Origin of the sequence: Sediminibacterium soli, from assembly GCF_009939225.1 — a bacterium.
Lineage (GTDB): Bacteria > Bacteroidota > Bacteroidia > Chitinophagales > Chitinophagaceae > Sediminibacterium > Sediminibacterium soli.
In genome coordinates this window covers 634,247-660,493 of sequence record NZ_JAACJR010000008.1, presented here as the reverse complement: position 1 = coordinate 660,493, position 26,247 = coordinate 634,247, and the positions used below count along the sequence as shown (strand labels likewise).

The following is a 26,247-nucleotide window of genomic DNA, read 5'->3' as shown; positions in this document are numbered from 1 at the left end:
TTGTTGTATTTGAATGATGTCAATGCGCTTCGGCGGCCGCTTTCATCGTGGCGGCCATTTCGTCTTTGGATTTTTTCTTCACCCGCAGAAAAGCTACCAGCGGTATCACCAATACGAAAAAGATGGTGATCAGTCTGAACGTATCCAGGTAGGAGAGGTAATAAGCCTGTCTGTTCACGACCCCGTCGATGGCGGCCAGCGCCTTGCTGCCCGCACCCGCCAGGTCGCCGGATCTTGCCGCCAGTCCCTGTGCGATGGTATTGCTTCTTTCTAGGAACATCTGCGATTCGGCCGTTACGTTCGTAACCAGGTGGTAACGGTGCTGCGCATACTGGTGTGCGATATAGTTATTCGCCAGGGCAATGCCGAATGCGCCGCCCAGCTGGCGTATCATATTATTGAGTGCGATACCCGATGCATAATCTTTCGGCATCAGTCCGGCCACAGCCTGGTTGATCAGCGGCAGCTGCACCATGCTGATGCCAACGGCGCGCAACGCCAGGGGCAGAAAGAAATCTTCCTTACCTACGTCCGGACTGATATTACTGCTCATCCAGGAGTATCCGGCAAACAGCAGGAACCCGATCACCACAAAGGGAATGGGCGATACGCCCTTACTCATTATCTTACCGATGATCGGCATCATGAGTACGGTGATCATGGTGGGCGCAAGCAATGTGAGCCCGGTTTCGTAGGCGGTGAACCCCAGTGTTCTCTGCGCCAGCACCGGGAATACGAACACCGAGGTGAACAGGCCCAGACCCACCACAAAAGTGAAGATGGTGGTGAAGGCCAGGTTACGGTTGTTGAGTACACGCAGGTTTACAGCGGGTTCTTTTATTTTCAGTTCATACCAGATAAAACCGGCCATGCCGATTACCGCCAGTATGGAGGTGATCCTGATCAGCTCGCTGCTGAACCAGTCTTCCGATTCGCCTCTTTCCAGTACAAACTGCAGACAGCCGATGCCTACCATCAGCAACAGGATACCGGTATAATCGATCTTCATTTTTTTCTTCTTCGTGCCTTCGCCGGCTTTCTTTTCGATAAAAGTGAAGGAAAGGAAAGTGGCAATGATGCCGATGGGAATATTGATCATAAAGATCAGCGGCCAGGAAGCATGGTCAATGATATAACCGCCGAGTGTTGGCCCGAGCGTGGGACCGAGCACCAGTCCCATGCCAAACAAACCCGATGCAATCGGCCTGTCTTTGGGCTCAAACGCGTCGAACAGGATGGCCTGTGAGGTTGACAGCAGCGCGCCGCCGCCTACGCCCTGTATAAAGCGCCAGATGATGATCTCCACGAGTGTTGAGGACTGGCCGCACATATAGGATGCCACCGTGAATATGATCATCGATACGATATAATAATTTTTTCTTCCGAAATATTCTGCAAGGAAACCCGTGAGCGGGATGATGATCACGTTGGCGATGGCGTACGAGGTGATCACCCAGCTGATGTCTTCGATATTCACACCGAGACTGCCGCTCATATCGCTGAGGGCCACGTTCACGATGGACGTGTCGATCAGTTCCATCACGGCCGCCACCACGGTAGTGATCACGATGATCGCCTTTGCAAATCCTTTAGGCGTTGACATGTTGTTGGTTTAATACTTTGAGAGGAGATGTTTCATCGGTGATCCGCAATCAACAGCTGCGGTCGGCACCTGCACACTGCCGGTGCTTCCGATAAGGCAGCTGAAATGATTCATCGGTAATGGTCACTTAGGTTATTTTGTTTCCGCAACCACGTTTACACTCAACCCTGCGCGCAGCACCGATTTGTATTTGCCCATGTCTTCTATCTGGATCTTTACCGGTACACGCTGTGTCACTTTTACGAAGTTGCCGCTGGCATTGTCGGGAGGCAGCAGGGAGAACTTGGCACCGGTGGCTTCACTGAGGCTTTCGATCCTGCCTTTCAGTTTCATATCCGGATAGGCATCCACTTCTATATCCACTTCTTTACCGGGATGCAGTTTACGGAGCTGGTTCTCTTTGAAATTGGCCACCACCCAATACGTGGTATCGTTTACGATGGAAAACAGCGGGGTGCCCGCCTGTACATACTGTCCTTCGGAAACATTTTTCTTGCCGATCTTGCCCGCCTGGGGTGCGAATACTTTTGTATAGGTGAGCTTGAGTTTTGTCTCGTCGATCTTTGCTTTCTTCACGCCGAGCGCCGCTTCTGCCTTGCTTACACCCGCCTGTAATACGGCGATGCGGCTCTGCGCCGCGGTAAGGTCTGTCTTGCTGTTGTCGACCTGCTGTGCGGCGGTTTGCAGTACAAATTTTGAATCGTCCAGCTGTTTCCTGGTAATGGCCTGGTCGTTGAACAGGTTCTGGTCACGTTTCAGGTCGTCTTCCGCTTTCTGCATGCGCATCTGGTTAAGGTCTATATTGCCCTTGTTCACACGCAGTGTAACCACCGCGTTGTTCAGCGCCGCTTTTGCATTGATCACATCCACTTCGGCCTGGCGGTAATCGGCTTCCATTTCCTGCAGCTGCGTCTGCAGTTCCGCGTCGTCCAGTTCCACTACCAGCTGCCCGGCTTTTACCGAGTCGTAATCTTTTACATTCAGTGTTTTCACAAACCCGGCCACGCGGGGCAGTACGGGTGTGATCTGGGTTTCCACCTGCGCATTATCGGTTGTTTCGTGGTTAACGGCAAAGGCGATCTTCTGATAGCCGAAATAGCCCGCTACCAGTAATACCAGTACCAGTACGATGGTTCTAACCGGTGATTTTTTCTTCTTGTTTGCTTTTGCTTCCATGTTGGTTTTATTTTGCTTGCCTGTATGATTATTTATTGAGTAAGAGGGAGTGCAGTACCTGTTTCAGGTGCCTGACAAGTCTGGCTTTGAAATTGGTGTCGGTGTAGGGATCAAAATTCTCCTGGCCATCCATCAGCATAACACACATGGCTTTCGAGAGCATCACCTGGTTGATGGTGCCCATCAGGGTAGCCATGGTAAGCTGGGGGTCTACTTTCCGGAACTGTTTCTTCCTGATACCCTGTTCAATGATACCGCGCACTGTCTGTGTGTTTTTTACGAATATTTTGATGATGGCATCGTGCATATCGTTGCGCTCGTTCACCAGCAGTTCCTGGTAAAGCAGTTTGTGAAAAGAGGGGTTGGATATGATCTTGTTCACATAGCTTTCGATCACCGCGTCCATTTTCTGCAGCGAATCCAGTTTGCTGTCTGCCGCAATTTCATCCAGCCGCCCGCGCATAAAACGGGCTTTGTGTTCCACGATGGCTTCAAACAGTTTGTCTTTGGAACCGAAATAATAGTTCACCATGGCGAGGTTCACTCCGGCCTTGGTGGCCAGGTCGCGGATCGAACAGCCTTCAAACCCCTTCTCCGCAAACAATTCCATGGCGGTGTCGATGATGTGTTCTTTTTTTTCGTTCATGAGGATCGGTGTTGACGCCGCAAAGTTAAACAAATGTTTGAATTAATTAAACGTTTGTTTGAAACAAGGTATCAAAACCTAAAATTTAACCGTAGCTTAATATGGCGGGCCGGATTTTTGCTGGAAATATTCTGCCCTTGAGCTATTTACATAAACTCCATGCGTCTTCATTCGGTCCTGATTTTCAATGGGGTGTGGCCATCGCCGCGCAGCAGAACGAAGGGGCTCACCTCGACGACGGGCGGGGTCTTTCTATCTGGGACGTGTTTTCCCGCCGGCAGGGCAAGATCAAGGGCGGCGGCAAACCCTATGAGGCCTGCGATTTTTATTACCGCTACAAAGACGACCTGATGCTGGTAAAGGCATTGGGTTTTTCCGTTTTTCGCTTCTCCATTTCCTGGAGCCGCATCCTCCCCGAGGGGGTGGGCAGGGTGAACAGGGAGGGCATCGCTTTTTACCACCGGCTGATCGATGAATGCCTGTTATTGGGTCTTACGCCCTATGTTACTTTATACCATTGGGATCTGCCGCAGGAATTGCAGAAGCAGGGGGGCTGGACAAGTCACCAGATGCTCAAATGGTTTACCCGGTTCGTAACGGTATGCGTAGAGGAATACGGCGACAAGGTAAAGAACTGGATCGTGTTGAACGAGCCGATGGGTTTTACCTCGCTGGGGTATATGATGGGAATGCATGCGCCGGGTAAGACGGGCATCGGTAATTTTTTTCCGGCCGTGCACAATGCCGCGCTCTGCCAGGCGGAGGGCGGAAGGCTGATCAGATCGACGGTGCCGAAAGCCAATATCGGTACCGTGTTTTCCTGCAGCGAGATCATCCCGTTTACCCGGCGCGAGGAAGACCTGCTTGCAGCAAAACGGGCGGATGCATTGCTGAACCGGCTGTTCATAGAGCCTGCCATGGGCAGGGGCTACCCGCACGAAGAGAATTTTCCGCTGCTCGATAAACTGCACCTGCATAACAAGGCATGGAAGTACACCGAACGCATGACGTTCAATTTCGATTTTATCGGTATCCAGAATTATTTTCCGCTGACGGTCAAATACAATGCGCTGATACCCTACCTGCATGCTTCGGATGTGAAAGCCAAAGTGCGCAAAGTGCCACATACCGATATGGGCTGGGAGATCAATGCCGACAGTTTTTACCGCATCATCAAGCGTTTCTGGCTGTATGGCGGAGTAAAAGAAATCATGATCACCGAGGGCGGCGCCGCGTTCAAAGACCAGCTGGTTAACGGCGTGGTGGATGATGCAAAAAGGACCGATTATTTTCAGCAATACCTTTCGGCCATGCTGCGCGCCAAAAAAGAAGGCATCAATATCAAAGGCTATTTTGCCTGGACGCTTACCGACAATTTTGAATGGTCGGAAGGGTATACCGCCCGCTTCGGGCTGGTGCATGTGGATTTTAAAACGCAGTTACGAACCATTAAAAACTCGGGCTACTGGTTCCGCGATTTCCTGCGCGGTTCCTGATTTGTTGGTATGTTTGGCAAAACATTGGTATGCTTCGGAACTGTTTTGCTTTTTTACTGCTGACCGCTTTTTCAGCAGCAGGTGTCGCGCAAACCGGAAAGACACAAACAGGCGACCGGCCCGTAACCGGCAAGGTGGCGTATACCGCACCCGATACCACCAAAGCCATTGCATTTTACAACGAGGTAACGCTGCCGCGGGGCGCGGGCAAAAACGATGGCCAGTATATAAGCGCCGGTTTTTCGCGGGGCAGCATCCGGCTGTTCAAAAAAGGAATGGAGCGCGGATGGCAGTTACACCTGCGCGATACCGCCGGAAAACCCGAGATACTTGCAAAAGGCAACGATGTAACGGAGAACCCGGAGGCAACGATCTGCACATGGAAATACAACTGGCAAACAGCCACCGCCTATAAAACGCTGGTAACCGCATTGCCCGACAGCGCTTCCTGCACAACGATCTATGCCGCCTATCTTTTTCTTCCCGAAAAACAGCAATGGAAAATGCTGGCAACGGTGCGCGCTTCTTCCGACGGAGATTATCTGCGGGGCTTATATGCCGGTAAAGAAAATTCCGGCTCGCCGGCAAACAAAGCCGATACCCTGCGCATCGCCAATGCCTGGCTGCAGCGCAGCAATAATACCTGGTACGAGTTCACCAGCCAGCGCCCCTTGATCGATCTTGCAAAGAATACTGACAGTCTTTCACAGGCCGGCAAAGACAGGGCTGCGATCGTTTCTGCGGTCAGGAACGGGAAGCTGGACACTACCGGAAGCAGGGAAGGTGTGTATTACCATATACTGAAAGAAGGAACGGGCGAGACAGTTTCGGTTACGGATACTGTTACCGTTTTTTACAAAGGATTCCTGCTGTCGAACGGATCGGTCTTTGACCAGACCAAAGACAAACCCGCCACTTTTCCGCTGAAAAGACTGATCAGGGGATGGCAGATTGCCATACCGATGAGCCGGGTTGGGGGAACGGTCCGCGTGATCATTCCTTCAGGACTCGCTTACGGCATCAGGGCAAGAAGCAAAGACATACCGCCAAACAGCGTGCTGGTATTTGATGTGGAAGTGGTGAAAACAAAGAAAGCGGTTTGATTATGGCAGGTTTGCAATACAATGCATTCCCCGATATGTTAGCCGCAGATTAAGGACTTTGTCATCTGCGAATCTGCTGCTACCTGTTTCCGACGATTTTTCAGACTGATCACAGTCCATTTTCATGTGTTATCGAAAATAATCAAAGGTTATTTAGTATATTGACAGTTTAATGCCCCCCAAATGAGAACTGCCCGGCGATTGTCGGTTTGTTTACTATTAACCGCGAGCTTCCTGGCCTTGTACAGCGGCATTCACCTGATATTGGATCCTACGGGCAGCTCCCTGCATTTTCCTTTCTTTTTACTTCGCGGAACGATCTTCTACGATTACTATATGATCGGCTGTATCCTGTCTGTTACCATCGGCCTGTTCAGCCTGATGCTGGTTGTCAGTATTCTGCTGAAGACGGGATTTTATTCCATGGGCATCATGCTGCAGGGTGTGATCATCTGCATGTATGTATTTATGATGCTGCTGCTGTTGCGGCGTATTTTCCTGATCGAATTTTTTTTCCTGCTGCTGGGTATCGGCATGATCGCCGTGGGACTGGTGCAATACCAGCGTAAGATCGTTGTGGAAATTGAAAAGGTGCAGAAAGAATCGCCGGCGCCGGAGAAAGAGCCGTCTTCCGCCGACTGAACTATCCCTGTGTTTTTTCTGATTTCATTTTCAGGTATACGCCGTTTGTCCAGCCAAACCCATCCTGGTTGGGGTATTCGCCGCCGCCGGCGTTTGTATCCTGATTCGTTACATTGTATTTCTCCATCATCTTGCCCGAGGCGTTGAATACGGCTTCGTTGGTATGCATCCAGCGATCGCGTATCATGTCTGCCAGGGCCGTTTCTCCGTTCTTCTGAAAACCTTTGTAAGCGATCCACTGCAGCGGCGCCCAGCCGTTGGGCGCATCCCATTGCTGGCCGGTTTCGGTGAGTGTGGACAACAGTCCGCCGGGTTGCAGAAACTGTTCGGTTACAACGGATGCAACTTTTTTCACCTGTTCGGGCGATGCGATATTGAAGAACAGTGGGTACACACCTGCCAGCGAATAAACGCCTGTATGATGCCTGTCGTGGAAATGGTAGTCGAAATAAAATCCTTTGTCGCCGCTCCAGCAGTATTTTTCGATCGCCCTGTTGCGAAGCATTACTTTTTTGAGCATGGCTTCCATTGCATGCGGATCGTTGAGTTCATAAATGGTGCAGAGTGCGATCTCCAGGAACAGCAGTAGGCAATTGAGGTCAACAGGAATGATGTCCGTGGTTTCGACCGTGTGCAGGTTACTGCCGTCTTTGAACCAGCGGCAGGTATAGTCCCAGCCCGATTCTGCGCCGGCCCTGATATGCCTGTACACCGTTGCCGGATCTCTTCCCGATAAAGACGCGATATGCAGGTCTTCTGAAAAAGCTTCGGGCCTGGGCGTATCGTTATCGTCCCAGTGGCGGTTCAGGATACTGCCGTCCTCGAGCCTTACCACACGCCGGTGAGCGGGATGCTCCTGCGATAAACCCTCCGCTCCATCCATCCAGAACGCATATTCCTTCTCCAGCTGGGTGCGGTAGGTTGCCAGTACATCCCTGCCTTTTTCCTGCGCGAGTATGGTAACCATCAGCGAAAAAAACGGGGGCTGCGATCTTCCGAGGTAATAGGTGCGGTTGCCGTTGGGAATAAAACCGAGTTCATCGATCAGCCAGGCAAAATTGTCCACCATATGCTGGATCAGTTGGGTCTTATGATCCACCTGCAAACCCAGCATGGTGAAATAACTGTCCCAGTAATAGATCTCCCTGAACCTTCCTCCCGGTACGATATAAGGATAGGGCAGGGGTATCAGGGTACCTGTCGCCGTATCGGTATCGGGCTCGCGTGTAAGAAAGTCCCACAGCGCATGCGCATGCGAAGCTGGCGTTTTGCCTTCCGAAGAATACCCGGCCGTACTGGCTTCGGGAAAACGGAACCAGGTGGCTACAAACCCGCGAAGGTCAAAGCCCGGCAGGGTTTTCTGTAGGCGGTACGCTGCAAGGATATGTTCGGCCGAAGAATTGGGAATGCAGTCCACGAAGAATTTGGAATCGGGAAACAGCTTCGCCGTTTGCACGTCTTCGTACAGGGGCGAGAGGTCTTCGATATAAAACAGTTTGTGTACTGCCATGGTTCCCTATGGGGTATTTGGATGCAGCCTGCCCTGCAGTCTTTTGAAAAGAAACAGGCATACGATCAGTACCGCCATCGGTACCAGTGAAAAATAAAATGCTTTCTCTCCGCCGTAAGCCTCAAAAATATGGCCGGTGATAATGGACCCCGTTGTTCCGCCCAGCGCGGAAAAGATGATGATCAGTCCCGACATCAGTCCATGCTGCTGTTTCGGTAAGGTACTCAGGATAACCGAGTTGATGGCGGGATAGATAGGCGCGATCACCAGCCCGATCAGCGGAAATACAAATGCCGCCAGCGGTGCATTACCCCATCCCGTAACGGCTGTGCCCGGTACATCTTTTGCCAATGGTATGGCCACCAATACCAGAACGGCCGAAAGGATCACACAAACCGCCAGCACCAGGAACCAGTTGAGTTTTTTCAGCACCAGGCCTGCCAGAAACCTGCCCAGTGCCGTTGACCCGGCAAGGATGCTGGTCATCTGTATACTGAGTGCAGCAGGCAGCAGCAGCACCTTGTTGTTGAAGGTAGGCAGCCAGCTCATGATGCTCTGCTCGATCAGCACATAGAAAAAAGCACAGAAAATAAACACCAGCACCACGGGCGACACCATCAGCCGGAACATTTTTCCAAAATCGCTGAGCAGGGAAGCAGGCTGCTGGTTTTTTACCGAAGATTCATCCAGCGGAGAGCCGAGCAGGAGCAGAAAAGCCAGCAGCGAAATGGCACCGAGGGCGTAGTACACTTTGAGCCAGGAGCCCGACTGCGGATTGTTGTTGTCTACAAAATAACTGAAGATAAAATAACCGGTAAGGATGCCTATCATAAAAAACGATTCGATGAAATTCATCAGGCTGATATGTTCCTTTTCATTTTTTGTAACCAGACCGATGGTGCTGTATACCGACATTTTAATCAGTGCAAACCCCGAACCGGCGGCAGCAAACAGTAGTTTGGTGGCCAGGAAGCTTCCTGTAAAGGGCATGATAAAACAGATAACCGTTACAAACCCGAGCGCTATCAGCATCGCGTTTTTATAACCGATACGGGTGATATACGAGGATACCAGGAACGAAACGGCCGCAATGCTCAGGTCTTTGAAAGCTTCCAGCACCGAGGCGTCTCCCTGCGAAACACCGTAATTGTTCTGTACCTGCAGTATCACCGTGCCTACGCTGTTGAGCAGTATCGCAAACACAAAATAGTTCAGGAACAGAGAGGTCTTGATCTTCCAGTTGCTCATAAGGCTTTGTTTAATGGTGAATCAATCGGCCAGCAGTTTCAGACATACCGGGTTGGGTACTTTGATCTGCTCGGGTAAGGCCTGTAATTTTCCCGTTTTCCTGTCCCTGCTGAATACCACGATATTGCTGGTTTTCTGATTGGCCACCAGTAAATACCTGCCCGTTGGATCGATGATAAAATTGCGGGGCTGCATACCCAGCACAGACTGGTAACCCACGGTAGTCAGTTTGCCGTCATTGCCAATGGAAAATATCGCCAGGTTATTCTCATCGCCGCGATTGGAGGCATACAGGAATTTTCCATCCGGAGAAACATGTATATCGGCGCTGCCGGGCTGTCCTTTGAAATCCGCAGGATGCGTTGCAATGGTTTGTACCGGTTTTAAGGCACTGCCTCTATAAATGAATACAGCAACCGTACCGGTCAGTTCTTCTACCAGATAAACATAATTTTTTTTCGGATGAAAGACAAGGTGTCTTGGTCCGCTGCCCGGCGCTGTTGGCGTAAAAGCCGGTATGGCGGGACTCAGCGGTTGTGCTGCAGAAGAACGGAACCGGTAGCCCATTACTTTATCCATGCCCAGATCGGGTGCGAATACATATTGCCCGTCGGGTGAAAAGAAAGTGGCATGTACATGCGCTTTTTCCTGCCGGGCTTTGTTGGCACCGCTGCCGGTATGCTGTATCAGCTGCGCGTAAGGCGCCAGCGATCCGTCTGGCCTGACAGGCAGGGCGGCAAGGTTACCGCCGCTGTAATTGCCCACAACCACCCATTTGCCTTTTTTATCAGTGGTGACGAAACACGGATCGTCGCCACCGCTTAACTGCTGGTTGAGCAGGGAGAGTTTTCCCGTTGTTTTGTCAAATGCGAAAGCGCTTACCCGCCCGGGCTGCTGTTTGTTGGTCTCATTTACGGCATACAGGTGGTTGCCATCGGGCGATAGCGCCAGGTAGGATGGATTGGTGCAGCTATCGGTACTGCTCACCCAGCTGAACCTGCCATTGGCGGCGTTGAATTTGTATACATAGATGCCTTTGCTTTCGCCGGTAGTGTAGGTTCCCACGAAAAGATGGTATTCCTGGGCTTTTGCAGTAAACAGGCAGGTACAGGCAATGGCAGCAAGCAATGATCGCATGGTGGTCGGATTGATGGACTCCTAAGTTATAAGGCAAAATTCAAAGGGCAAAATCCGGAGTGGGCATTCGTGACAGAGATGTTAATAACCGATACAACCAGTAGACTATCCGTAACTTTGTGTAAAAACAGCAGATGCGGAAATATATTTCAATGGTTCTTGCGGTAGTACTGGCAGGTTTGGGGGGCGTGCAGGCGCAGCAAACAGGTCCCTGGCGCGGGTCTTTATTACGGGAAGACGGAAAATCCATCCATTTTCATTTCGATATCCGTTCGGAAAACGGAAAGCAGGTATTGTACATCATCAACGCAAATGAACGGTTGCGGGTAGACAAACTGGTGCATCGTAAGGATTCGCTGTTTATCGAGATGCCCGTGTTTGAATCCCGGTTCCGCGTAAGGAAACTGTCTCCGACGCAGTGGCAGGGTGTGTGGATCAAGGAAGGCTCGGTAAAACAGCAGGTAATGCCTTTTACAGCAGCCACACAGCAGTCGCTTCCACCGGAAGAAACGGCACGGGCCATAACGGATATCAGCGGCCGCTGGTCGGTCAGTTTTACCCATAACAACGCACCGGCTGTTGGCGAATGGCAGCAGAAAGGCAACACTCTGCGCGGCACCGTACTTACACCCACCGGCGATTACCGGTACCTGTCGGGTGTGCTTGATGGAGACAGTTTGCGGCTGTCTACATTCGACGGGTCGCATGCCTTCCTGTTCACCGCAAAAGTGGAAAGCGATCAAAAAATAAGCGGCGGTCTGTTTTATTCCGGCGCCACCAGCGTGCAGCCCTGGGAGGCTGTGAAAAATCCCGATGCCAGTCTGCCCGACCTGGCCGCCATGCATCTCAAAGACGGCGAGAGCAAACTGAATTTCCGTTTCCGTGACCTGACTGGTAAAATGGTCTCGATCAATGATCCCAAATTCAGGAATAAAGTGGTGATTGTGCAGATCATGGGCTCCTGGTGTCCTAACTGTATGGACGAGACAGCTTTTCTCAGCGAGTTCTACAACAGAAACAGACAGCGTGGCGTGGAAGTGATCGGTCTTGCGTACGAGTATTCCACCGATTGGGAAAGATCGAGAAAAAGCATTCAGAAATTCAAAGACCGGTTCCAGGTAAAATATACCCTGCTGAATACGGGTGTTACGGTTACGGATTCATTGCGCACCGAAAAAACATTGCCGCAGCTAACCCCCATCAAATCATTTCCGTCCACCATCTTCCTCGACAGGAAGGGTCGTGTAGCCAAACTGCATGCCGGCTTCGAAGGCCCCGGCACAGGCGAGCACTACGAGGCCCTGAAAAAAGACTTCGCTGCAACCGTTGACAGGCTGCTGAAGGAAGGAAATTGAGGGAATGTGAATCGTGAGACGTGAATCGTCAGACGTAGAAAATGGTTCCCGTTTTTCGGCAAATAAAAAAGTAGAGACGCCCGTTACCTACACGAGCGTCTCTACTTTTTTTAAATCAATTCATATCTATCGTCTCCCCCCTCACGCCAACTCACGTCTCACAATCCCCCCTTCACATACCGCTTCAACCATTCGTTCTGTTCCCAGAGCATATGCAGCAGGTTTTCCCTGCCGCGGTAGCTGTGGGCTTCGTAGGGCAGGTAAACAAAACGAACGGTTCCTCCATGACCTTTGATGGCGGCATATAAACGTTCGCTGTTGATGGGGTAGGTGCCTGTATTGTCATCGGCCTCGCCGTGTATCAGCAGTATGGGCGTTTTGATCTTGTCTGCATAGCTGAACGGGCTCATCTCGTAATACAACTGCGGGGCCTGCCAGTACGTGCGGTCTTCGTTCTGGAAACCGAAAGGAGTCAGTGTGCGGTTATAAGCGCCGCTTCTGGCGATGCCGGCTTTAAAAAGATGGGTATGCGCCAGCAGGTTGGCCGTCATAAAAGCGCCATAGCTATGACCGCCAACGGCTGCCCGGTTTCTGTCGCCCACACCCATAGACGACAGCTTGTCGATCGCCGCTTCTGCATTAAGCTGCAGCTGGTGTACAAAATCGTCGTTGGGGCGTTTTTCGGCGGCGGTGGCAACGATCGGCATTTCTGCGTTGTCGAGAACGGCATAGCCCTGTGTTACGTAAAAAACGGGTGATCCCCAGCTGATGGTGGTAAACCGGTACTGGCTTCCCCTGACCTGTGCCGCATCGGCCGCGCTGTTGAACTCGCGCGGGTAGGCCCAGATGATCATGGGCAGCGGACCGTCTTTTTCCCTGTTATAGCCTTTGGGCAGGTACAGATCACCGGTAAGGTCAACACCATCGGCTCTTTTGTATCGGATCTTTTCTTTGGTCACACCTTCCAGCTGAGGATAGGGATTGGTGAAAGCGGTAAGCGGCTGGTCCATTACCTGCGAACGAAGGTGTACCAGGTAATAATTGGGCGCATCTTTCTGCGATTCCCTGCGGGTGATCAGTATCAGGCTGTCTGCATTCAGCACATCGGTAACAGTTTCATAGCTGCCCTTTGCGCATCGCCATACGATATCGTTCTTTTTTGCCGCCAGGTCGAATTTGGCAAGAAAAGGACGGTCGCCATCCGGCGAAGCGCCTGTTGTATTGTTCATCAGCAGTTTTGTTCCGTTATCCGTTAACTGCAGCACATCCTTTTCGTATTTGTTTTTGGCGGTCACCGGAATGCCCGGGTGGTTATAGGCATCGTTGGTGCTGCGCTCCCAAAGTGTTTCCATAGCGCCGGTATGGCTGTTATAGCGGCTCACCCGGATCATTTGCCGCGTGCGCGAGTTCTCCGTTACCAGTGCCATACTGGCATCGCCCCAGGTGATACCGCCCATACGCCACCTGGTTTTGAACAGTTCTTTTTCTGCGCCTGTAAATGGCGCGCTTAGGGCGTACATGGCATCATGGTACGGTACCTGTTTTTTGATCAGGCCGCTGTCAAGCGGTGTAACCCATACAACGGTGGCGGGCTCATCGTCGCGCCAGTCAAAACCACGGGGCTTGTCCTGTACATTATCGTAACCCGACGGCGTGCCTTCGGAAGAGGGCAGATCGGCAAGGGTCTTTACTATTTTTCCGCTCCTGTCCGTTACCGCGATCACAGCGGGAAAACCCTGCGCCGTCACCAGGTAAGAGAAAGGTCTGTGAATGGTGCGCGTAAGCAGGTATTTTTTATCCGGCGATAACTGGAAAGAAGCGAGCATACCCGGTTTGCCGATAGCGGTCTCCACGCCGTTGGTATGCTGTACCAGCTGTGCAGTGGCATAAAACTCGAACAGCTGTTCATCGTAAGGCGATTTGATCAGGTCCTGGTAAGTAACGCTGGGCGCGGTCTTGCCCAGGTTCTGTTGCATGGTGGGTCCTTTCGGCGTAATAGGGCGCCTGGCAGCGCCCGAGGAGGGTTGTGTGGCCGCTTTGTAAAGAAGGGTATGATCGTCAACCCAGGTATAAGCCTGCCCCAGCACGGCATTCAGCGGCTGTTTGCTGATCTTCGCCGCTTTCTGCGTGGCGATATCGATCGTATACAGGTCGATGCGCGAGCCGGTGCTGTTGGTGAAAGCGATCTTTTTCTCGGAAGGGCTCCAGCTTACACTGCCGGCCATCATCGCCGCAGGCAAACCGGTGATCCTGTATTCTTTCCCACTTTTGGTATGTTTCAGCGTAAAATTGCTGGTATAACCCTGGCGGCTGGGCGAAAAATTATTCGGGTTCAGCCGCATACCGGCGATACGCAGTTCGGGCTGACCCAGTTCTTCCACGGCAGGGTAGGAGTTTCGTTCCATCAGCAGGATCCACTCCCCTTTGCGGTCTATGCTTACCCCGGGTGTGGGTTTGGCCAGGAGCAGGTCCGCTATGTCTTTCGGAGGCAACTGGTATCCGATCGCGTCCTGCGCAGGTACCGCAAATACATACCCGGATAGCAAGACAGCAAGCAGCAGTTTTTTCATGTTCATATGGTTGGTGTTTTGGATCGCTTTGCGAATTACGGATTGGCGGATGACAAACTCCCTGATCCCGGGTTCACAACACAGAAATCCCAATTCCTCCGGCTACTACTGGTAAACCCGTACATAGTCTACCAGCATCTGCTGGGGATATACAGCGGGGTCCACGCCTTTCTGTCCGCCCCAGCCGCCGCCGACCGCGATATTCAGCAGCAGGTGAAAAGGTTTGTCGAACGGCCAGGCGGTTGCATCGCTGTGCTCGTTCTTAAAGCTGAAATAAGGCTTGTCGTCTATCAGCATGGTAATGTTTTCTGCATCCCAGTCGAGCGAATACACATGGAATGTTTCACTGCAGTCGGGAACCTCTGTCTTTGCCGTTTTCTGGGTGCCGATGCTGTGAAAATATTTCCTGCAGTGCACCGATGCATGCACCATGCCCTGGTCGTAACCAACATGCTCCATGATGTCTATCTCGCCGTCGTCAGGCCATTTCATCGGTGTTCTTGAGCCAAGCATCCAGATCGCCGGCCAGGTGCCTACGCCTTTCGGGAGTTTGGCGCGTACATCGATACGGCCATACAGCCAGTCGCCCCTGCCCTTGGTGGTAAGCCGGGCAGACGTGTATTCCCGGTTCTCCCTGTTTTCTTTTCTTGCTTCGATAACCAGGTGACCGTTCTCCACCCGGGCATTTTCCGTTCTGGCATGGGTGTAGTATTGCAATTCGTTGTTGCCCCAGCCGTGCCCGCCAACATCATACCGCCATTTTGCAGAGTCGGGCAACCCGGTATAACCGAACTCATCGCTCCATACCAGTTTTCTTTTGTTCTGCGCGGATAAAAAGCTGGAAAAGCAAAGAACCAGCAGAATTAACGGGATTGTTTTCATGGCAAGGCTTTATCGGCGGAAGATACTCATAAATCCGGCAGAGGTCCGGCGCATTCGGCGAAGCGGAAAAAAATTTGCGTGGAAAGACAGCCCGGCTTACTTTTGCTCCGAAATGAGACAATTCGCACATACACACCACCATCATATCTTACCCATCGGGTAGGCTGCGGTGTTTTGTGCTGGTTTTATAAAACATTGAGGGCTTACCGGAAGGTAGGCCCTTATTTTTTGATCAATATAAGTATATGGAACAGGTTACCAACAGCCCCAAACTAAAGCTCGCGATCCAGAAAAGCGGTCGCCTGCACGAAGACTCTATCAAATTGCTGAAGGAATGCGGCATAGACATCAGCAACGGCGTGAACAAACTCAAGGCCGATGCCAGCAATTTTCCCCTTGAAGTGTATTTTCTCAGGGACGATGATATTCCGCAGTACGTGGAAGATGCTGTGGCTGATATCGGATTTGTGGGCGAGAACGTGGTGTACGAGAAAAAAAAGAAAGTGGACGTGGTGGAAAAACTCGGATTCGGGAAATGCCGTCTCAGTATTGCCATAAGGAAAAACGAAACCTATTCGGAGGCTTCATTTCTTTCGGGCAAGCGCATCGCCACCAGTTACCCGGTGATCGTGGAACATTTCCTGAAAGAAAAAGGCGTCAGCGCCGAAATCCACGAGATCAGCGGCAGCGTTGAAATTGCACCGGGCATCGGGCTGGCCGATGCCATCTGCGACCTGGTCAGCAGCGGTTCCACGCTGTTTATGAACGGGCTCAAAGAAGTGGAAACCATCCTGCAGTCACAGGCCGTGCTGATCAGGAACCAGTCGCTCACGGCCGACAAACAGCAACTGCTGAACCGGCTCCTGTTCCGGATACAGTCGGTGAAAAAAGCAAAGAACAACAAATACATCCTGCTGAACGCGCCCAACGACAAACTGGATCAGATCATCGGCCTGTTACCCGGCATGAAGAGCCCTACGGTATTGCCGCTGGCAGACAAAGGCTGGAGCAGCGTGCACAGTGTGCTCAATGAAAACGATTTCTGGAACATCATCGAACAGCTGAAAGCGGCAGGCGCACAGGGCATACTGGTGGTGCCTATCGAAAAAATGATCGTATAAATTCCGGGCAAACCGAAGCCGATGAAAACAATACAAAATCCATCGCGGGCGGCATGGGCCGCTTTGCTGGAACGTCCCTCTATCGATGCAACCAGCCTGAAAGAAACGGTAAGCGGCTTGCTCGGCGAAGTGCGCAAACGCGGCGATGCGGCGGTACGCGAACTGGGACAGAAATTTGACCGGATCTCGGTAAACGATTTCCTGGTATCAGAGACCGAAATGGAACAGGCCGTAAACAGCCTCTCACCGGATCTGGCAAACGCCATCACCTGCGCTGCAGATAATATCCGCCGGTTTCACCAGCAGCAACTCAGGAACGAAGAACCTATAGAGACCATGGCGGGTGTGCGTTGCTGGCGTAAAAGCATCGGGATTGAAAAAGTGGGTTTGTATATACCCGGAGGCACCGCGCCATTGTTTTCAACGGTGCTGATGCTGGGTATACCGGCAAAGATCGCGGGCTGCAGGGAAGTGGTGTTGTGTACACCGCCTGATCATACCGGCAATGTGCATCCCGCCATACTGTTTGCCGCCCGGCTCACGGGTATTCATCGCGTGTACAGGATAGGCGGTGTGCAGGCCATTGCAGCGATGGCCTATGGTACGGAAACAGTGCCGCGTGTGTTTAAAATATTCGGTCCCGGAAACCAGTACGTAACCTGCGCCAAGCAACTGGTGCAGCAGGAAGGCATCGCCATCGATATGCCCGCCGGACCAAGCGAGGTATGTGTGCTCGCCGATGCCACGGCCAGCCCCGCATTTATTGCCGCCGACCTGTTAAGCCAGGCCGAGCACGGAGCAGACAGCCAGGTATTGCTGGTGTCCACAGACGGGGCGCTCATCGAGAAAACAAAAACCGAACTGCAGCGGCAGCTGGCTCTATTGCCGAGAAAAGACATTGCGCAAAAAGCGCTGGAGAATAGCCAGGCCATCCTGCTCAACACCCTGGAAGAAGCGATCGAACTGGTCAACGATTATGCGGCGGAACACCTGATCATAGCCTGCGCGGATGACGAAGCCATCGCGGGTAAGATCACCAATGCGGGATCGGTATTCCTGGGTCATTATTCGCCCGAAAGCGCGGGCGATTATGCAAGCGGCACCAACCATACGCTCCCTACCAATGGTTTTGCCCGGGCCTACAGCGGCGTAAGCGTGGATTCGTTTGTAAAAAAAATCACTTACCAGCGATTGACCGAAGAGGGACTGCAACTGCTCGGTAATACAGTGATCAGCATGGCCGAGGCCGAAGGACTGGATGCGCATGCCAATGCAGTAAAGATCAGGCTGAAACAATAACCAGGAAAGCAATACGATATGTTCGACTTAGACAAACTCATCAGACCCAATATTAAAAAACTCGTACCCTATTCATCAGCCAGGGACGAGTTCAGCGGCGAAGCAAAGGTTTTCCTCGATGCCAACGAGAACAGCCTTGGTTCCCCGCTCACAAAATGGTACAACCGTTACCCCGACCCGCACCAGCGGGCTGTTAAAGAAAAACTGGCGGCGATCAAAGGCATCGGTGCGGAGCATATTTTCCTGGGCAATGGCAGCGATGAGTGCATAGACCTGCTGTACCGCAGTTTTTGCGAGCCGGGAAAGGATAATGTGATCATTTGCCCGCCCACCTACGGCATGTATGAAGTAAGTGCCAACATCAATGATACAGCCGTTCGAAAAGCGCCGCTGACAGAAGATTTCCAGCTGGACCTGGTGCATATCGAGAACCTGGTGGATGCCAATACCCGGATCATATGGCTCTGTTCGCCCAATAATCCAACAGGCAACTCGCTTCGCAGGGAGGATATGGAAATGGTGCTGAATAATTTTAACGGCCTGGTGGTGATAGACGAAGCCTATATCAATTTTGCCCGGCAGAAAACTTTTATACAGGAGCTTACCGAATACCCCAACCTGGTGGTGATGCAAACGCTCAGCAAAGCCTGGGGCCTGGCCGGCCTGCGACTGGGTATGGCATTTGCTTCTACCGCGGTCATTGACACACTGGATAAGGTAAAGCCGCCCTATAACATCAACCAGGCAACACAGGAACTGGTGCTGAAAGCGCTGGACGAAGTTGGCCAGGTGAACGATATGATCCATCTGCTGACCGATATGCGGGAAGCGATGGCGGAAGTGTTTGCATCGATGCCTACAGTGGATAAAGTGTATCCGTCCGATGCCAACTTCCTGCTGGTAAAGATCAGGGATGCAAGAAAAGTATACGAGTTCATGCTCACAAGGGGCATCGTACTGCGCGACCGGAGCAATGTAAAACTGTGCGAAGACTGCCTGCGCATTACCATCGGAACGGAAAAAGAAAATACCGTACTGGTGGATGCCATGCACGACTGGTATGATCAGAATCCGGGGTAACTGCAGAAAATAGCGGAAGCAATTTCCAATTTCCCCGAGTCAAAACCCGAAATTCCGTCAATCGGTCGTAAATTCCGTCCTCAAACAAACATTCAAATGAAAAAGGCCTTTCAAATTTTGTCGCTTGCCATGATCCTGTCGGGATATGGCATTTCCCATGCAAAAGCTTCGGGAGATGACCCGAAGAAAAAGCCCGCTAAAACCGTGGCGGCCGATGCAGACAATGCCGGTCTGAAATTACCCACCGGATTTGGTGCGCTGGTGGTGGCGGAAAACATCGGCAGGGCAAGACATATTGTTGTAAACAAACAGGGAGATGTATATGTAAAGCTGACCGGTCGTGTAAACGGCAAAGGCATTACCAAACTGCACGATGCCGACGGCGATGGCAAGGCCGACCAGATAACCGGGTTTGGTCAGTACGGCGGAACAGGCATCACCATCAAGAACGGGTACCTCTATGCTTCTTCAGACGAAGAAGTGTTCCGTTATAAACTGGATGATAAGGAAAATGTGATCGACACCACAAAAGCGGAAAAGATCATCAGCGGGCTGATCAACCGCCGCCAGCACGAGTCAAAATCGATCGTACTTGATAACAACGGAAGTATTTATGTGAATATCGGTGCTTATTCCAATTCCTGCCAGGAAAGAGACCGTCAGGCGGGCTCGCTCGGAAGAACACCCTGTCCCATTCTCGATTCTGCCGGCGGTATCTGGCAGTTCAGCGCCGATAAAGGTGGTCAGACCTATGGCGACGGCGTTCGGTATGCCACCGGTTTGCGCAATGTGGTGGGTCTTGACTGGAACCAGCAGGCCAACCAGTTATTTGTGATGCAGCATGGACGCGACGACCTGCATAATATCTTCCCCAATCTTTTTACCGAAAAAGACAATGCCGAACTGCCCGCCGAATGTATGTATGCATTGAAAAAAGGCGACAACGCAGGCTGGCCCTATATCTATTACGATCCTTTCCAGAATAAAAAAATGCAGGCGCCCGAATACGGCGGCGATGGCAAGAAAGAAGGCGGTAAAGACGCGATAGATCCTGTTGTTGCTTTTCCGGCACACCTGGCGCCGAATGCATTGCTTTTTTACACGGGCAATATGTTCCCTGCGAAATATAAGAACGGCGCTTTTGTTGCCTTCCATGGTTCCTGGAACAGGGCGCCATTACCGCAGGAGGGTTATTACGTGGTGTTCGTTCCGTTTGAGAACGGAAAACCAAGCGGCAAATGGGAAATATTCGCCAACGGTTTTGCAGGAGTGGATAATATCACACCGCGCTCTGCACTGCATCGTCCCACCGGACTGGCACAGGGCCCCGACGGATCGCTGTATGTGAGCGATGACCAGAAAGGGACCATTTACCGCATAGTTTATAACGGCAAATAAGTATTGATGAAAAAAACAATCGGCGGTCTGGTATTGTTGATCGCTTTAGCAGGTCTTCAGTCTTTTAAGGGAAAGCCCGTACAGGCTCCCAAACCCGCTGCCATCGGTAAAGCAACCATGGACAGAGGTAAAAGGATATATACGCAGCGTTGCCTGGTATGTCACCAGGTAGACGGCGGCGGTGTACCCCACCTGAATGCGCCCCTCGACGGGGCATCGCTGGTGCAGGGTAACGACAAAACAAAACTGGTACGCATCATACTGAAAGGCTACAGCGACCGCGTTGAAATAGACGGGGAATATTACAGCAACAATATGACGCCGCTTGCCGATCTGAACGATCAGCAGATATCTGACGTGCTTACCTATGTTCGCAATAGCTGGAGTAACAGGGCTTCTGCCATAACACCGGCAGAAGTAAAAGCGGTGCGCGCGAAAACAAAATAATATGAGAAGGATATTGCTGCTGGACAGGGATGGTGTGGTACTGATAGAGCCGCCTGGCGACTACCAGATAGACCGACTGGACGAGGTAAAATTTTTGCCGCATTGCATCGCCACCCTGTCAAGGATTGCGGCGGAGATGGATTTTTACAAGGTGATGATCACCAACCAGGATGGTCTGGGAACCGAGGTATACCCGGAAAACACTTTCTATCCGTACCATAACCTGATGACCGATACGCTGGCGGGGGAGGGGTTTGTATTCGATGAAATGCATATCGACAGGACCTTTCCGAAAGACAACCAGGATACGCGTAAACCGGGTATCGGTCTGTTAAAACACCTTGTCGGCAATCCCGCTTTTGATCTGGCCAATTCCTATATGGTAGGCGACAGGTGGAGCGATATACAGCTTGCGAAGAACCTGGGCTGCAAAGCCATTTACCTCAGATCGCCCCTGCACGAACTGACAGAAGACGAGGAGATACTGCTTCGTCCCACGATTGCATTTGAAACGGATAACTGGCACGATATCTATTCATTCCTGAAACTGGGCGCAAGATCGGTGGTTCATGACCGCAATACCAATGAAACGCAGATCCATGTGGAGCTCACGCTCGATGGCAGCGGCCGGTCGAAGATCGATACCGGGCTCGGTTTCTTTGATCATATGCTGGACCAGGTGGCCAGGCATGGCAAAATGGATCTGACGATCGAAGCAAAAGGTGATCTGCATATCGACGAACACCATACCATAGAAGATACCGGCATTGCGCTGGGTGAGGCGTTTGCCAGGGCATTAACTGATAAACGCGGTATGGAACGCTATGGTTTTGCGCTGCCGATGGATGAGGCCGAAGCCAAAGTGCTGATCGATTTCGGCGGCAGGAACTGGCTGGTCTGGAACGCGGAATTCAAACGCGAAAAAATAGGTGAGATGCCAACGGAAATGTTCGTCCATTTCTTCAAGTCGTTCAGCGATGCAGCCAAATGCAACCTCAACATAGAATGCAGGGGCGATAACGAACACCACAAGATAGAGGCCATCTTCAAAGCGTTTGCCAAAGCGATCAGGATGGCGGTGAAAAGAGACCCGTTCTCGAATTATTTACCCTCAACAAAAGGCGTGCTGTAAAGGATGCGGGAATCGCAAATGTCTTTGGTCCGATGCCTTATCTCATCCGCGTCCATTCCTCTGTTCTTCCCAGCAGGGAGATGCCGATATAACCGCGGACGCTGAGGGTTTTCTGGTCCTTTAGTTTCATGTAGCATTTGTATTCTTTTCCGTTTGCGGGATCGTATACATAGCCGCCGCTCCATTCTTCGTTTTTAAAACTGAAATCACGCAGTATCACGGCGCCCAGAATGGGTCTGTTCTGCAGGGAAACCCTGGGATTTTTAATATCGAGCTTAGGATTGCCCTGGGCATTGTTCGGCTCTTTGAGCCAGATGATCTTGCCAAAGTATTTCTCGCCTTCCTTATAGATCTGTATCTGGCCTTTCCCGCTCTGGTTCATCCAGATACCGGTGATATCATCAGGGCCTTCCTTGGCCACAGCCGTACTGATAAAACCTGAAAGCAGTAAAAAAAGCAATGTTTTCATACTCATTGGATTTGTACCGTCAAAAATTCCCCCGACGCTCTGTTTCCGTGTATTCTAAGTTCTTTATTTAACCAAATATTTTTTATTCAGGGTGCCATTAGGATCGGTTGGTTTATGCAGGCCATCGGGGTCTTGGTAAAGCTTGCGTTTCGTATCCCTCTGTGTACCTCCGTGCCCCTGTGGCTCTGTGTTGAAACTGTGTCTCAGTTACCTTCCGGTTTCAATAACCCTATGGTCGGTTTTTTTTCAACACAGAGCCACGGAGATACGGAGTTGCACAGAGATTTTCTCCGTGTATTCTAAGTTGACAGGCTTTTTGCATGTCAGCATTCTCGATCGAAAGCCTGCTTCTGCAGATACCGCTTATTGCGTCTGCCGATAAAGATACACTGCCCCCTCTTTCATTACGAGCCGCGTCTGCCGTATATCCTTAATGTTTTGTGAAGGATCTCCTTTTACGGCAATGATATCGGCCGCAAGACCTTTTCTGATCCTTCCTATCCGGTTACCGTAGCCAAATACATCCGCATTAACAGCTGTGGCTGCCTGCAGAACCGCTATGGGTTTCATACCGTATTCCACCATCAGTTCCATTTCTCTTGCGTTATCGCCATGCGGAAACACGCCCACATCGCCGCCAAAGCAGATCGTCACACCTTTCTGTAATGCCACTGCAAAACTTTTTTTCTTGGCGCTTATGCGTTTGGTGTCTGCATCGATGCCTTTGCGCCATCCGTCGTAGCCGGCGGTTGCTTCTGCGGCGGCCAGCGTGGGGCAATAGGCCGTTTTGTTCCTGAGCATGATATCAAACACTTCTTCATTGCCGTTGTCTCCATGCTCGATGGTGGAAATACCCGCCAGGGCGGCCCGTTTCATTCCTTCGGCCGTGCTGGCATGCGCCACCACTTTTCTGCCGCCGGCCGAAGCCACGCCTACGACCGTCTTCAACTCCTCGAGGCTGAAGGTGGGTTCGGGATTTTTCTCCAGTCCCCAGCGGTAATCCGCGTATACCTTAACAACATCCGCGCCATTTCCTATCTGGGTGCGGACTTCCCTGATCAGGGCATCCGTTCCATCGGCTTCCGCCGCGCCGCGGATAATGCTGTGTTCCGTATTTTTCAGCCTGGGGCCATAGCTTCCTGTTGCCACAATGCCCCGGGTGGCGATGATCATCCTGGGGCCGGGTATCAGTCCTTTTTCGATCGCCGTCTTCAGCCCTGCATCGTCGTATCCCGAACCTTCTGTGCCCAGATCGCGTACCGTGGTAAACCCCGCCAGCAGGGTTTGCTGCGCATGCACCACCGCCCTGGCCACCCTTTCGGCGCTGGATTCGTTCAATACCTGTTCATCCCATTTTGTTTCGTTATAAGGATGCAGCAGCAGGTGGGAGTGGCCCTCTATCAACCCGGGCAGCAAGGTGGTGCCCGGTAAGGCGATCATTTTCTGCGGGGTACCGGCCGGTATGCCGGCATTTTCGCCGGCGGCAAGTATGGTGCCGCCCTGTACCCATACCCGCCATCCGCTGTGCATGGCCGTGCCATCGAATACCCGATCGGGCGCTAATACAAGAACGGTATCGGGCTGCTGGCCGTGGGCGGCGCCGTAATGGGTAAGCAGCAGAACGGCAAGCATAAACGGTATTCGCATTCCTGAAAATTAGCACAAGAACGCAGCCTTGAAAAAAAATTTGTTTGTAAAAAGATTCTCCCTCATTTTTGTAGGGATATGACAAACGTATTTCAACAAAACTGGTGGTGGCATACAAACTCCGTTCGGGGATTGTAGTGGCATGCCAGTACTTGTGAATCATATTCAAACCCCGACAAATCCTGTCGGGGTTTTTTATTATTCCGCAGGCGGGCGATAAAAAAAGGGACATGAAAAAAGTAAGTTTAGAAACAAGGTGCAAGACCATTCTGGCCGATGTATTCACGCCGGTGGGTATTTACCTGCGGGTGCGCGACAGGTTCAGGGATACGGTGCTGCTGGAAAGTACAGACCACCATTCTGCGGAGAACAGCTATTCCTTTATCTGCATCAATGCCATTGCGGGTATCGAGATCAGCACGCCGGAAAGCATCGAGTTCAAATTGCCCGGAACACATCCTGAAAAAGCGGTCATCAGGCAGGCATCAGAAGTGCCGGGTCAGTTATGGCAGTTTATGCAAAGTTTCGATGCCAAAACACCGGCATCAAAAGAAGGGAAATTTGCCCAGGGGTTATTCGGTTATACCAGTTTCGATGCGGTACAGTTTTTCGATACCATAGAGCTCGCAAAACCTGCGCAGGAAGCCGCATCCATACCGCTCATGCGTTACCGTTTGTACCAGTATGTGATCGCCTTCAATCATTTCAAGGATGAACTGTATATCTGCGAAAACATTATACCCGGCGTGGAAACCGAACTGGCTGTTGTGGAGTCGCTGATCAGGAGCAAGGATGTACCGGTATATCCCTTCGGGACAACCGGGCCGGAGTCGTCCAATATGACCGACAGCGAATACATCGCTATGGTGAAAAAAGGAATCGACCGCTGTCACAGGGGAGATGTATTCCAGATCGTGCTCAGCCGCAGGTTTCAGCAGGGTTTTTCGGGAGATGAGTTCAATGTATACCGTGCATTGCGCAGTGTAAACCCTTCGCCTTATTTGTTCTTTTTCGATTATGGCGATTACAAACTCATGGGTTCTTCTCCCGAGGCGCAACTGCTGATACAGAACGGCAAGGCCATTGTACACCCGATTGCAGGAACTTTTAAAAGAACCGGCGATGAAGCAACCGATCAGCAGTTGACGGAAAGACTGCTGCAGGATGCAAAGGAAAACGCCGAACATGTAATGCTCGTAGACCTTGCACGCAACGACCTGAGCAGGGCATGCGACGATGTGGTGGTGAACCGCTACAGACAGGTGCATTATTACAGCCATGTAATACACCTGGTAAGCGAGGTGACCGGAAAAGTTCGTGCAGGGCATAATCCATTTGAACTGCTGGCAAAAACATTTCCCGCAGGTACTTTAAGCGGCGCGCCGAAGTTCAAAGCCATGCAGATCATCGACGACTATGAACCCACCGCACGCAGTTATTACGGAGGGGCCATCGGCTTTATGGGTTTTGACGGAAGCTGTACCCATGCCATTATGATACGCAGCTTCCTCAGCAGGAACAATACACTGATCTACCAGGCCGGCGCGGGTGTGGTGGCGGCCAGTGTTCCGGAAAGCGAATTGCAGGAAGTGAACAACAAACTTAACGCACTGAAAAAAGCGCTGGAAATAGCGGGAGGGATCGGGTAAATAAATAAGCAACGGACAGTGATGAAACCGATCCGGGAATAAAACAAAACAAACCAAATGAAAATACTGGTATTCGATAATTACGATTCATTCACCTATAACCTGGTACACCTGGTGGAAAAGATCGTTCACGGGCAGGTGGATGTGGTCAGGAACGATGCACTGCCGATGGAAAAAATAAAGGCTTACGATAAGATCATCCTTTCGCCCGGACCCGGCATCCCTTCTGAAGCGGGTATGCTGCTGCCCCTGATCAAAGAATATGCGGCCAGCAAATCCATACTGGGCGTTTGCCTGGGGCACCAGGCCATCGGCGAATCCTTTGGCGGTAAACTGGTAAACCTGCAGTCTGTATACCACGGCGTGGCAACACCTGTTGTTGTGCGAAGCGAGCGCTCAGGTGTCAGAAGCCGTTTGTTCGAAGGATTGCCCGATGAGTTTGCGGTGGGCCGTTACCATAGCTGGGTGGTAAGCGAGGAAGACTTTCCCGGTGAACTGGAGATAACGGCCAGGGATAAGAACGGTTATATCATGGGACTGCAGCATACCCGCTACGATATCCAGGGCGTGCAGTTTCATCCCGAAAGCGTACTTACACCCGATGGTGAAACCTTATTGCGAAACTGGCTGAAATAAT

The 26,247-nt window shown here is 51.5% G+C and carries 22 protein-coding genes; 12 read left to right on the top strand and 10 right to left on the bottom strand.

Features of this window, described 5'->3' with window-relative positions; translation table 11 throughout:
* Positions 1-19 precede the first annotated feature (19 nt).
* From GWC94_RS10015 to GWC94_RS10005, 3 genes are all read right to left on the bottom strand, one after another.
* Positions 20-1,603 (bottom strand): DHA2 family efflux MFS transporter permease subunit, encoded by a 1,584-nt coding sequence (locus GWC94_RS10015; protein WP_161834894.1) that lies wholly within the window; start codon positions 1,601-1,603, stop codon positions 20-22.
* A 132-nt stretch (positions 1,604-1,735) separates the two neighbouring features.
* Complete coding sequence (locus tag GWC94_RS10010) at positions 1,736-2,779, bottom strand: HlyD family secretion protein (protein WP_161834893.1); 1,044 nt, start codon at positions 2,777-2,779, stop codon at positions 1,736-1,738.
* 28 nt (positions 2,780-2,807) lie between these two features.
* Positions 2,808-3,425 carry a TetR/AcrR family transcriptional regulator gene (locus GWC94_RS10005; protein WP_161834892.1) on the bottom strand — a complete coding sequence of 206 codons (618 nt, stop codon included), beginning with the start codon at positions 3,423-3,425 and terminating at the stop codon, positions 2,808-2,810.
* 137 nt (positions 3,426-3,562) lie between these two features.
* Between GWC94_RS10005 and GWC94_RS10000 the strand changes: the two genes are divergently transcribed.
* The 3 genes from GWC94_RS10000 to GWC94_RS09990 all read left to right on the top strand — a co-directional run bounded on the left by GWC94_RS10000 (position 3,563) and on the right by GWC94_RS09990 (position 6,666).
* Positions 3,563-4,921, top strand: coding sequence for a GH1 family beta-glucosidase (locus tag GWC94_RS10000; protein WP_235918506.1), 1,359 nt, complete (start codon positions 3,563-3,565; stop codon positions 4,919-4,921).
* Between the two features lie 29 nt (positions 4,922-4,950).
* Positions 4,951-6,024, top strand: a complete 1,074-nt coding sequence (locus GWC94_RS09995) for an FKBP-type peptidyl-prolyl cis-trans isomerase (protein WP_161834890.1) — start codon at positions 4,951-4,953, stop codon at positions 6,022-6,024.
* Positions 6,025-6,207: 183 nt separating this feature from the next.
* On the top strand, positions 6,208-6,666 hold the full coding sequence (locus tag GWC94_RS09990; protein ID WP_161834889.1) for a hypothetical protein: 459 nt from the start codon (positions 6,208-6,210) through the stop codon (positions 6,664-6,666).
* Position 6,667: 1 nt separating this feature from the next.
* On the opposite strand, the gene treF is transcribed toward GWC94_RS09990, so the two are convergent.
* From treF to GWC94_RS09975, 3 genes are read right to left on the bottom strand one after another with little or no spacing between them, the layout of a single operon-like run.
* Positions 6,668-8,176, bottom strand: a complete 1,509-nt coding sequence (treF, locus tag GWC94_RS09985) for an alpha,alpha-trehalase TreF (protein WP_161834888.1) — start codon at positions 8,174-8,176, stop codon at positions 6,668-6,670.
* A 6-nt stretch (positions 8,177-8,182) separates the two neighbouring features.
* Positions 8,183-9,424, bottom strand: coding sequence for an MFS transporter (locus GWC94_RS09980; protein WP_161834887.1), 1,242 nt, complete (start codon positions 9,422-9,424; stop codon positions 8,183-8,185).
* Positions 9,425-9,445: 21 nt separating this feature from the next.
* A complete protein-coding gene (locus GWC94_RS09975; RefSeq protein ID WP_161834886.1) occupies positions 9,446-10,561 on the bottom strand; it encodes a lactonase family protein in 1,116 nt (371 codons plus the stop codon).
* Between the two features lie 152 nt (positions 10,562-10,713).
* On the opposite strand from GWC94_RS09975, the gene GWC94_RS09970 reads away from it, so the two are divergent.
* On the top strand, positions 10,714-11,916 hold the full coding sequence (locus tag GWC94_RS09970; RefSeq protein WP_235918505.1) for a peroxiredoxin family protein: 1,203 nt from the start codon (positions 10,714-10,716) through the stop codon (positions 11,914-11,916).
* A gap of 158 nt (positions 11,917-12,074) precedes the next feature.
* Here the strand turns inward: GWC94_RS09970 and GWC94_RS09965 are convergent, their stop codons facing one another.
* Positions 12,075-14,486, bottom strand: coding sequence for a S9 family peptidase (locus tag GWC94_RS09965; protein ID WP_202628709.1), 2,412 nt, complete (start codon positions 14,484-14,486; stop codon positions 12,075-12,077).
* A gap of 105 nt (positions 14,487-14,591) precedes the next feature.
* On the bottom strand, positions 14,592-15,368 hold the full coding sequence (locus tag GWC94_RS09960; RefSeq protein WP_161834883.1) for a glycoside hydrolase family 16 protein: 777 nt from the start codon (positions 15,366-15,368) through the stop codon (positions 14,592-14,594).
* 245 nt (positions 15,369-15,613) lie between these two features.
* On the opposite strand from GWC94_RS09960, the gene hisG reads away from it, so the two are divergent.
* The 6 genes from hisG (at position 15,614) to hisB (ending at position 21,845) form a co-directional block, all read left to right on the top strand.
* Positions 15,614-16,489: an ATP phosphoribosyltransferase gene (gene hisG, locus GWC94_RS09955; protein WP_161834882.1), complete on the top strand. Its 876-nt coding sequence runs from the start codon at positions 15,614-15,616 to the stop codon at positions 16,487-16,489.
* 21 nt (positions 16,490-16,510) lie between these two features.
* Positions 16,511-17,788 carry a histidinol dehydrogenase gene (gene hisD / locus GWC94_RS09950; protein WP_161834881.1) on the top strand — a complete coding sequence of 426 codons (1,278 nt, stop codon included), beginning with the start codon at positions 16,511-16,513 and terminating at the stop codon, positions 17,786-17,788.
* An 18-nt stretch (positions 17,789-17,806) separates the two neighbouring features.
* A complete protein-coding gene (gene hisC / locus GWC94_RS09945) occupies positions 17,807-18,868 on the top strand; it encodes a histidinol-phosphate transaminase (RefSeq protein WP_161834880.1) in 1,062 nt (353 codons plus the stop codon).
* Between the two features lie 96 nt (positions 18,869-18,964).
* Positions 18,965-20,266 (top strand): PQQ-dependent sugar dehydrogenase, encoded by a 1,302-nt coding sequence (locus tag GWC94_RS09940; RefSeq protein WP_161834879.1) that lies wholly within the window; start codon positions 18,965-18,967, stop codon positions 20,264-20,266.
* 6 nt (positions 20,267-20,272) lie between these two features.
* Positions 20,273-20,713, top strand: a complete 441-nt coding sequence (locus GWC94_RS09935) for a c-type cytochrome (RefSeq protein ID WP_161834878.1) — start codon at positions 20,273-20,275, stop codon at positions 20,711-20,713.
* A gap of 1 nt (position 20,714) precedes the next feature.
* The gene (gene hisB, locus GWC94_RS09930) at positions 20,715-21,845 is read left to right on the top strand and encodes a bifunctional histidinol-phosphatase/imidazoleglycerol-phosphate dehydratase HisB (protein WP_161834877.1); all 1,131 of its coding nucleotides are present in this window, start codon (positions 20,715-20,717) and stop codon (positions 21,843-21,845) included.
* Positions 21,846-21,882: 37 nt separating this feature from the next.
* Here hisB and GWC94_RS09925 read toward each other — a convergent pair whose 3' ends face one another.
* Together GWC94_RS09925 and GWC94_RS09920 are read right to left on the bottom strand one after the other, a co-directional pair.
* Positions 21,883-22,314 (bottom strand): DUF2147 domain-containing protein, encoded by a 432-nt coding sequence (locus tag GWC94_RS09925; RefSeq protein ID WP_161834876.1) that lies wholly within the window; start codon positions 22,312-22,314, stop codon positions 21,883-21,885.
* 363 nt (positions 22,315-22,677) lie between these two features.
* On the bottom strand, positions 22,678-23,961 hold the full coding sequence (locus GWC94_RS09920) for a metal-dependent hydrolase family protein (RefSeq protein WP_161834875.1): 1,284 nt from the start codon (positions 23,959-23,961) through the stop codon (positions 22,678-22,680).
* A 230-nt stretch (positions 23,962-24,191) separates the two neighbouring features.
* Between GWC94_RS09920 and GWC94_RS09915 the strand changes: the two genes are divergently transcribed.
* Together GWC94_RS09915 and GWC94_RS09910 are read left to right on the top strand one after the other, a co-directional pair.
* A complete protein-coding gene (locus tag GWC94_RS09915) occupies positions 24,192-25,610 on the top strand; it encodes an anthranilate synthase component I family protein (protein ID WP_161834874.1) in 1,419 nt (472 codons plus the stop codon).
* 57 nt (positions 25,611-25,667) lie between these two features.
* Positions 25,668-26,246 carry an anthranilate synthase component II gene (locus GWC94_RS09910; protein ID WP_161834873.1) on the top strand — a complete coding sequence of 193 codons (579 nt, stop codon included), beginning with the start codon at positions 25,668-25,670 and terminating at the stop codon, positions 26,244-26,246.
* Position 26,247 lies beyond the last annotated feature (1 nt).

Coding starts and splice junctions, on each gene's coding strand:
- GWC94_RS10015 (WP_161834894.1), bottom strand. CDS start 1,603: ATGTCAACGCCTAAAGGATTTGCAAAGGCGATCATCGTGATCACTACC.
- GWC94_RS10010 (WP_161834893.1), bottom strand. CDS start 2,779: ATGGAAGCAAAAGCAAACAAGAAGAAAAAATCACCGGTTAGAACCATC.
- GWC94_RS10005 (WP_161834892.1), bottom strand. CDS start 3,425: ATGAACGAAAAAAAAGAACACATCATCGACACCGCCATGGAATTGTTT.
- GWC94_RS09995 (WP_161834890.1), top strand. CDS start 4,951: ATGCTTCGGAACTGTTTTGCTTTTTTACTGCTGACCGCTTTTTCAGCA.
- GWC94_RS09990 (WP_161834889.1), top strand. CDS start 6,208: ATGAGAACTGCCCGGCGATTGTCGGTTTGTTTACTATTAACCGCGAGC.
- treF (WP_161834888.1), bottom strand. CDS start 8,176: ATGGCAGTACACAAACTGTTTTATATCGAAGACCTCTCGCCCCTGTAC.
- GWC94_RS09980 (WP_161834887.1), bottom strand. CDS start 9,424: ATGAGCAACTGGAAGATCAAGACCTCTCTGTTCCTGAACTATTTTGTG.
- GWC94_RS09975 (WP_161834886.1), bottom strand. CDS start 10,561: ATGCGATCATTGCTTGCTGCCATTGCCTGTACCTGCCTGTTTACTGCA.
- GWC94_RS09970 (WP_235918505.1), top strand. CDS start 10,714: ATGGTTCTTGCGGTAGTACTGGCAGGTTTGGGGGGCGTGCAGGCGCAG.
- GWC94_RS09965 (WP_202628709.1), bottom strand. CDS start 14,486: ATGAAAAAACTGCTGCTTGCTGTCTTGCTATCCGGGTATGTATTTGCG.
- GWC94_RS09960 (WP_161834883.1), bottom strand. CDS start 15,368: ATGAAAACAATCCCGTTAATTCTGCTGGTTCTTTGCTTTTCCAGCTTT.
- hisG (WP_161834882.1), top strand. CDS start 15,614: ATGGAACAGGTTACCAACAGCCCCAAACTAAAGCTCGCGATCCAGAAA.
- hisD (WP_161834881.1), top strand. CDS start 16,511: ATGAAAACAATACAAAATCCATCGCGGGCGGCATGGGCCGCTTTGCTG.
- hisC (WP_161834880.1), top strand. CDS start 17,807: ATGTTCGACTTAGACAAACTCATCAGACCCAATATTAAAAAACTCGTA.
- GWC94_RS09940 (WP_161834879.1), top strand. CDS start 18,965: ATGAAAAAGGCCTTTCAAATTTTGTCGCTTGCCATGATCCTGTCGGGA.
- GWC94_RS09935 (WP_161834878.1), top strand. CDS start 20,273: ATGAAAAAAACAATCGGCGGTCTGGTATTGTTGATCGCTTTAGCAGGT.
- hisB (WP_161834877.1), top strand. CDS start 20,715: ATGAGAAGGATATTGCTGCTGGACAGGGATGGTGTGGTACTGATAGAG.
- GWC94_RS09925 (WP_161834876.1), bottom strand. CDS start 22,314: ATGAAAACATTGCTTTTTTTACTGCTTTCAGGTTTTATCAGTACGGCT.
- GWC94_RS09920 (WP_161834875.1), bottom strand. CDS start 23,961: ATGCGAATACCGTTTATGCTTGCCGTTCTGCTGCTTACCCATTACGGC.
- GWC94_RS09915 (WP_161834874.1), top strand. CDS start 24,192: ATGAAAAAAGTAAGTTTAGAAACAAGGTGCAAGACCATTCTGGCCGAT.
- GWC94_RS09910 (WP_161834873.1), top strand. CDS start 25,668: ATGAAAATACTGGTATTCGATAATTACGATTCATTCACCTATAACCTG.